At 73.6% G+C, this 7,463-nt stretch carries 7 protein-coding genes; 1 reads left to right on the forward strand and 6 read right to left on the reverse strand.

All coding sequences use genetic code 11. The features are described 5' to 3' along the window. Positions 1 to 30 precede the first annotated feature (30 nt). The 3 genes from ACFV4G_RS32840 to ACFV4G_RS32850 all read right to left on the reverse strand — a co-directional run bounded on the left by ACFV4G_RS32840 (position 31) and on the right by ACFV4G_RS32850 (position 3,960). Positions 31 to 1,971: a PIG-L family deacetylase gene (locus tag ACFV4G_RS32840; RefSeq protein WP_380445819.1), complete on the reverse strand. Its 1,941-nt coding sequence runs from the start codon at positions 1,969 to 1,971 to the stop codon at positions 31 to 33. A gap of 97 nt (positions 1,972 to 2,068) precedes the next feature. Next, complete coding sequence (locus tag ACFV4G_RS32845; RefSeq protein WP_380445820.1) at positions 2,069 to 2,566, reverse strand: hypothetical protein; 498 nt, start codon at positions 2,564 to 2,566, stop codon at positions 2,069 to 2,071. A 182-nt stretch (positions 2,567 to 2,748) separates the two neighbouring features. Next, entirely contained in the window at positions 2,749 to 3,960 is a 1,212-nt protein-coding gene (locus tag ACFV4G_RS32850; protein ID WP_380445826.1) for a glycosyltransferase, read from the reverse strand. A 187-nt stretch (positions 3,961 to 4,147) separates the two neighbouring features. Here ACFV4G_RS32850 and ACFV4G_RS32855 point away from each other — a divergent pair, with 187 nt between their 5' ends. Further along, positions 4,148 to 4,654 (forward strand): FBP domain-containing protein, encoded by a 507-nt coding sequence (locus ACFV4G_RS32855; protein WP_380445822.1) that lies wholly within the window; start codon positions 4,148 to 4,150, stop codon positions 4,652 to 4,654. Here the strand turns inward: ACFV4G_RS32855 and ACFV4G_RS32860 are convergent. The 3 genes from ACFV4G_RS32860 to gntA all read right to left on the reverse strand — a co-directional run. Further along, positions 4,635 to 5,900: an APC family permease gene (locus ACFV4G_RS32860; protein ID WP_380445823.1), complete on the reverse strand. Its 1,266-nt coding sequence runs from the start codon at positions 5,898 to 5,900 to the stop codon at positions 4,635 to 4,637. The two genes, ACFV4G_RS32855 and ACFV4G_RS32860, sit on opposite strands and share 20 nt — an antisense overlap. Before the next feature lie 51 nt (positions 5,901 to 5,951). After that, entirely contained in the window at positions 5,952 to 6,488 is a 537-nt protein-coding gene (locus tag ACFV4G_RS32865) for a DUF2716 domain-containing protein (protein ID WP_380445824.1), read from the reverse strand. A 436-nt stretch (positions 6,489 to 6,924) separates the two neighbouring features. Next, the coding region (gene gntA, locus ACFV4G_RS32870; protein ID WP_380445825.1) for a guanitoxin biosynthesis heme-dependent pre-guanitoxin N-hydroxylase GntA at positions 6,925 to 7,463 on the reverse strand (539 nt) is incomplete at its 5' end.

The following is a 7,463-nucleotide window of genomic DNA, read 5'->3' on the forward strand; positions in this document are numbered from 1 at the left end:
GGGTCAAACGAGTCGAACGGGTCAAACGGGTCAGACCGGCAGGGCCTGCCAGTCGCCGAAGGTCGTCGGCGTCGTGCCCGCGCGGAAGTACACGCGGCCGTCCGTGCCGATCGCGAAGACGTGGAGCACGCCGACGCCGTCGACGACGGCCGACGGGTAGTCGAGGACGGTGCCGCCGAGGTCCTGCCAGGCGCCGTAGCCGGAGTTCGGCGCGGTCTGGGCGGTGGTGCTCACGCCGCCGCCCCGGTTGCGCTCGAACAGGACGACCTGGCCACCGGCCGTGGTCGCGGCGGGCTCGCCGACGCCCAGGTGGCCGCCGAGGGAGGCCGGGGACTGGCTCCACGCGCCGCCGACCTGCGTCTGGTAACTGACCAGCACGGCGCCGGTGCCGGCCTCGCGGTAGGCGAGTTCGATGCGGCCGTCCTGGTCGAGCGCGGCCTTCGGCGGACCGGCCGGCTGGGCGTTCGGGATCTGGCCCGGGCCCGCGAAGGTGCCGTTGGGCGCGCTCTGCCACCAGCCGAGGATCCCCGTGCGGGTGCTCGCGAACACCTCGATGGCCCCGGTGCCGTTGCGGATCGCGGTGACCGGGTCCTGAACGTCGCTGCCGCCGTGGTCGGCCCACGTGCCCGACCACGCGCCGCCGGGGGCGGTCTGACCGGTGCGGCTGACACCTCCCCCGCCGTTCTTGACGAAGACCTCCAGCCGGCCGTCCTGGTCGTTGGCGACGGCGGGCACGCCGACCTGGTCCTCGTTGCCGAGCCCGGCGTTGGGGTTGCCGTGGTCGGTCCACGAGGACGCCCACGCCCCGTTGGGCGTGAGCTGGGCCAGGGAGACGATGCGGTGGTCGGTCAGCCGGCGGCCGAACACCTGCAGCCGGCCGTCGGCGTTGGTGCCGACCGCGAGGGCCGGGACGAGCCACCCGCCTGGGTCCGCCATCCGCAGCGGCGCGGACCAGGTACCGTCCGCCTGGCGCCAGTTCGTGTAGAGCGCGCCGCTGCGGACCACGAACACCTGCGGCCGGCCGTCCTGGTTGAGCCCCGCCCAGGAGGTGCCCCGGGACCAGCGGTAGTACATCCGGGCGTACCAGGACTGCGAGTAGTTCCCCGAGTGGTCGTGGCTGGCGTACTCGGAGACGAACACGCCCTTGTCGCCGACCGTCGCGGGGTCGAGGTTCACCGGGCCGTCGCCGATGTTGTAGTCCCGGTAGTTCACCTGGATCAGCTGACCGCCGTACTTGGCGGCCGCGAGCCCCGCGAACCGCGCGGCGGCCACGTGGTCCCCGTGGTCGGCGGAGTAGCGGTTGTCCGGGAGGTCGTCCTGGGCCCGGAGCACGGTGGGCTGGTACGTCACCATGATCTGCCGCAGCACCTCGACCACGTCCGCGGCCGTGAAGGTGGAAGGACCGGTCATCGGGCTGCCGACGGGGACGACCGTGGTGTCCGTGGCGCCGCCCAGGACACCGGCGAGCTGGGCGTCGTGCAGGTTCATGAAGACGAGGTGCACCGGCCGGTCCTTGAGGACGTACCGCTCGACCTGCTTGCCCGCGACCGTCCACGCCTCGGCCGTCCAGTGCCCCACCTCGTCGGTCGACGGGTCGGTGTCGCCGACGCCGGTCATCCGCGAATAGGCGTTGATCGCGCCCATCTGCCGGTTCCAGGTGCGCAGCGGCTCGCCGGCCGGGTCCCAGCAGACGGTGGGGCACGGGTCGCCGGTCCCGTTGCCGGCGGTGACGAACACCGTGACCGACGGCGTGCCGTTGGCGAGCGAGTTGGACAGGTCCGGGTTCATGAACAGGATGTCGTCGTCCTCGTGCGCGACGACCTGCATGAACAGCGGCCCGGAGCCGGCGGCCGGGGCGGCCGTGCTACCCGCCGCCGCGGCCGCGCGGGTCGCGGTGCCCTTGGCCAGCACGGGCACGGCCAGGGCGGTGAGTGCTATGGAGGACAGGAGTTGCCGTCGTCCGATTGCCATGTGATCCCCCCAGGATCGAGATCGGCATGTGGTCATGCCAGGGGGGAGGCTAGCGCACGGAGAGTTGACGGGAGGTCAACGGCGAGGCGGTTTTGCCTCAGGGGTAGCGGAGGTACTGGTAGGTGCAGGCGCCCTGGGTGACGGTGCCCGTGACCGTCCACCCGGCGGGGACGGGGTAGCCGTAGACGCGCCCGCCGGGCATCCAGCACACGACGTAGGCGGTGGCCCCGGCGCCGTGCGCGGCGCCGCCGAGGTAGGAGACCTGGGCGGTCTGGCCGTCGAGCGAGGCCCCGACGAGCACCCAGCCGGCCGGCACGGTGGTGTTGGCGAGGACGGCGACCCTGGCGCCGTAGGGGGCGCCGCCGAGGTACTCGATGAGCTTGTCGTGGACGGCGGTGTTGATGCCGACCACCGCCCAGCCCGCCGGGACGGGGTTGTACTGGGGAATGCGCATCTGTGTCCCGAACGGCGGGTTCACGACGCGGGCGGCCGGGGCCGCGACGGTGGCGGGGGCGGCTCCGGCAACGGTGGCGGACCCGAGGAGGGCGGCGAGGGCGGCGGCGCAGGCGGTGAGGACGGAGGTTCTTCGACGCACGGTGGGGCTCCTCTTCATCGGCGGAGGGCGCGTGGTGCACGGTTCACGCTCCGCCCCGGCGCCGCCCGCCGTCAACGCCGCCCGCCCCCTTCCCCGGGACGCAGAGGGGCACGCGGCGGCGGATTGCCGCCGGTGCATCACGCCCCCGCGATTCGGCACTCCTCCCTTCATTACTGCCTGGATCAGTACTGCTTGTCGATCAGCCGACGTGCCGCCACCAGCGCCCCGTCCGTCCGGACCCGGCCGGCCAGTTCCCGGGCCTTCTCGACGGTCCGCGGAGCCAGGGCCCGCCGCAGCTCCGCCGTCAGGGAGTCGGCCGTCAGCTCGCCGCCCGGGTGCGCGGCGCCGATGTGGAGCTGCTCGACGCGCTGGGCGAAGTAGAACTGATCGAACATCTGCGGCACGACGACCTGCGGCGCGCCGGCCCCGGCGGCCGCGGTGGTCGTGCCCGCCCCGCCGTGGTGCACGACCGCGGCGACCCGCCGGAACAGCGCCTGTTGGTTCACCTCGCCGATCACCAGGCAGTCGGGCGCGGCCAGGTCCGCGGCCAGGTCGGCCCAGCCCCGGGCGAGGATCACGCGACGGCCGAGGACGCGGGCGGCGGCGAGCATCGTCCGGGCGGCGTCCTCGGGGGCGCGGACGCTGCCGAAGCCGACGTGGACCGGAGGTTCACCGGCGTCGAGGAACGCCGTCAGCTCGGCCGGGAGCGGGCGGTCGTCCGCCAGGGTCCACGCCCCGGTCTGCCGGACGTCCAGCTCCGACCGCCCGGGCCACGGCGCCAGCGTCGGATCGGCGGCGAGCCACGGGGTGCCGGTGAAGATGTGCCGGCTGACGTCGCCGATCGGGCCGAGGCCGACGGCCTCCCGCTGGACGTTGAGCGCCGCACCCCACATGACGTTCCAGCGGTGGGCGTCGCGGTCCCACAGCGTCCGGTTGTCGACGCTCCCGTCCGCCGGCTTCTCGCCGAGCATCCCGAAGACGGGCGGCGCGTGGTGCGGCGACGGCAGCGTGATGGGCGCGAACGCGGCGTAGACGTAGCCGGCGCCCCGCTGTTCGGCGACCGAGCGCGCCGCGACCGCCAGCGCGCCGCCGCCCACGATCACGTCGCACCCCTCGGCCGCCGTGCCCACGGCCTTGAACTGGTCGGCCACCGTGCTCTCGATCATCCGCCGCCGCTGCTCGGGCGTGGGCACCTGCCCGGCCGGGCGCTTCGCCGTCCCGTGCAGCAGCGGGCCCACCGGCACGTACTCGATCCCCAGCGACCGCGCCCACTCCTCGAAGTCGGGCGGCGCGCACACCACGGCCTCCTGGCCCAGCTCCAGCAACCGCAGCGCCAGTGCGACCACCGGTTGCGCCTCGCCCCGCGAGCCGATCGTGGACAACAGCACCCGCATGTTCGTCACTTCCCGTCCGTCCGCCGCGTCCCGTCACGCGGAGGTCCATCTTCGCCCGATATGGGGGCCTTGCGGCAAGATCCCCCGTGCGGTATACCGTGGAACGGGAGGGGAAACGGGCGACCCCACGCCTGCGCGCCGGAAATTGCCGCGACATCGTGCGCGTACGGGTGTTAGCTTCCGCCCCATGCAACCCCTGAACGAGACCGAGATCCGCGAATCCTTCGTCAACTGCTCCAAGGGCGAGGCCCGCCGGCTCAACCTCCCCCGGGGGCTGGCCGAACTCCCGTGGGAGCAGCTGGACTTCCTCGGCTGGCGGGATCCGGGCGCGCCCGACCGCGCCTACCTGGTGGCCCACCACGGCGGCGAGCTCGTCGGCGTCACCCTGCGGGTGCCGTCGGTGCGCCGCAGCCTCACCAAGAGCAACGTGTGCTCGTTGTGCGTCACCGCCCACGCCGGTTCCGGCGTCGCGCTGCTGGCCGCCCGCCGGGCCGGCGCCGCCGGGCGCGAGGGCAACTCCGTCGGCAGCTACATCTGCGCCGACCTGGCCTGCTCGCTGTACGTGCGCGGGCTCAAGAAGTCGACGCTCGTGACGCGTCCCAACGAGTCGCTGCCGGTGGAGGAGCAGATCGTCCGCACGGTGGGCAATCTCGACGCCTTCCTCGCGAAGGTGCTCACCGACTCCGTCGCGTAGTACCCACGGCGTAGGCCCCGGCGCCGACCGCGAGGACGGCGGCGCCGGCGGCCACCGATGACGGCGGCAGCGCGAACGCCAGCACCAGGCAGCCCGCGAGGCCGACCACCGGGACGGCCCGCGGCGGGCGGCCTTCGGCCCTGGTCAGCGTCCAGGCGGAGGCATTGGCGATCGCGTAGTAGGCGAGCACGCCGAAGGACGAGAAGCCGATCGCTCCACGCAGGTCCGCCGTCGCCGCGACGGCCGCCACCACGGCCCCCACCGCGAGCTCCGCCCGGTGCGGCACCCGGAAGCGCGGGTGGACCGCCGCCAGCGCGTGCGGCAGGTGGCGGTCGCGCGCCATCGCGAGCGTCGTCCGGGAGACCCCGAGGATCAGCGCCAGCAGCGAGCCGAGCGCCGCCACGGCCGCGCCCGCCCGCACCACCGGGGCCAGCCACGCGGCACCGGCCGCCCGTACCGCCTCCGAGAGCGGCGCACCCGCGGCGGCCAGCCGTTCGGGCCCGAGCACCGCCAGGACGGCGGCCGCGACCAGCGCGTACACGACGAGCGTGATGCCGAGGGCGAGTGGGATCGCCCGGGGGATCGTGTGGGCCGGGTCGCGGACCTCCTCGCCGAGAGTGGCGATCCGGGCGTAGCCGGCGAACGCGAAGAACAGCAGTCCCGCGGCCTGCACCACCCCGTGGAACGACGCGTCCGCACCGAGGCCGAGCCGGGCCGCGTCCGCGTCACCGGACGTCAGGGCCGCCACGACGACTGCCGCGAGCACCGCGAGCACCACGGCGACGACCGCCCGGGTGAACCACGCGGACTTCTGCACGCCGCCGTAGTTCACCGCCGTGAGCGCCACGACGGCCGCCACCGCCACGGCGTGCTCCTGCCCCGGCCAGACGTAGCCGCCCACCGTCAGCGCCATCGCCGCGCACGACGCGGTCTTGCCGACGACGAACCCCCATCCGGCCAGGTAGCCCCAGAACTCGCCCAGCCGCTCCCGCCCGTACACGTACGTCCCGCCGGACTGCGGGTACCGGGCGGCCAGCCGGGCGGACGACGTCGCGTTGCAGTACGCCACCACGGCCGCGAGCGCGAGCCCGGGAAGCAGTCCGGCCCCCGCGGCACCGGCGGCCGGAGCGAGGGCGGCGAAGATGCCCGCCCCGATCATCGAGCCGAGGCCGATCACGACGGCGTCGAACGTGCCGAGCCGCCGCCCGAGCCCGTCCGGGGCGTGATCTGTCGACGGTTGTCCCACGGTGCTCCCCTGTCCGCCCCCGGCTCCGACTCCGGCTCCGGGGGGCGAGCGTCAGCCGACGGGCTTGCCGTCCCGGCGGATGACCTGCGGGAGCAGGCCGTCGACCTCGCCGGCGATCGCGTCGAGCAGCTCGGTGCCGAACACGCAGAGGGACTTCTCCGACGGGTGCCCGAAGACGCCGAAGCGGAAGTCCTCGGCGAGCTGGACGGAGTGGTTCCCGTCCGGGTACGGGCTCAGCGGCCACCCCTGCCACGGCTGCCCCTCGACGACGCGCGGCGTGGCCGCGCCGTCCGGCACGAGGTCCGGGCGCAGCCGGTAGGACGCGTGCGGCTGGTCGAGGAGCCAGAGCGCCTCGCCGGGCCGGCAACATCGCGCGAGCCCGTCCTGCACCACGCCGACGAGCCGGTCGAGCTTCCGGTACCCCGGGTCGTCGTCCAGTGCGTCGAGGCTCCACGTCACCGAGGACGCGGGCTCCGAGATGCCGGGAATGACGGACGTGTCGGGTCGGAAGTCGAACGCGGCCTGGAATCGGTTCCAGATCTCGCCGTGCTCGGAGTCGTTGAGTCGCCGCAGGGCCTCGGTGGTCATGGGGGTGAACTTATCAAGGACCGACCCCCCTGTTGCCACCCCTGCATGTGTCCGCAACCCGTCCCGGATTTCTCTCATAGAACCTGGTCAGCGAACGTGTGTACGGCTGCGGCACTTCACGGTACGGTGGCCGCGCCCGCGGTCTGCCGACGGCCGCGCCCCTGCAGTCCGCCGACCACCGCACCTCCGCAGCCCGCCTGACGGCAAATCCGGTGGCAACGGCCCCTGCCGGCCGGCATGGTGACGGCCATGGATTCTGCCCACCCAGCTGACTGATCGTCAATATCGTTCCATCAATGGACAGTTGCCCATGGCGCTCCGGCTCCCTACCACCCGTCCGACCGCCTGCCGCTGTTCCTCCGCTTTCGGCCCGCGCCGACAGCCGGGCCCTGTGGCCGGGCCCGGCCTCACGTCGGCGGCGCAGCTCCCGTTCGGATCATGCCCCGGGCTGCTCCGAGCGGGCCTGGAACGGGCAGCGCCACTCCCCGTCCGTCGCCATCCCGGAGTACTGGCGCGCCTCGGAGGACTCGCCGAACTCGGCGAGGTTCGGGTTGATCGAGTCCTGGAGGCGCAGTTCGCGCTCGCGGATGCGGCGCTGGAGGCCGCCGTAGACGCCGTTCTCCACGAGGCGCTTGAACTGGTGGTGCGAGTTGAACGCCAGCGCGGGGAAGGCGAACCGCCGGGTGATCCGCGACGCGTTCTCGTGCAGGCCGACGATGAAGAAGGGGTGGCCGGCGATGCTGAAGCCGAACGACGGGGATTCCGGGTCCGGGTTGGCTCCCTCCGCCCAGGGGTAGCCGCTGTCGGCGTCGAGGGCGTGGAGGTCGGCGAGCTGGCGCCACAGCATGGCGTGGAATTCGGGCTCGGGGAGGCCTGACGGGCCGTCGAAGACGGCGACGATCGACGCGAAGTTCTGGTCGGGGCCGAGGTCGTGGGTGACGAAGTCGACCAGGGCGTAGTGAAGCGCCTCGGTGG

This window comes from Kitasatospora sp. NPDC059747 (assembly GCF_042732955.1).
Classification (GTDB): Bacteria; Actinomycetota; Actinomycetes; order Streptomycetales; family Streptomycetaceae; genus Kitasatospora.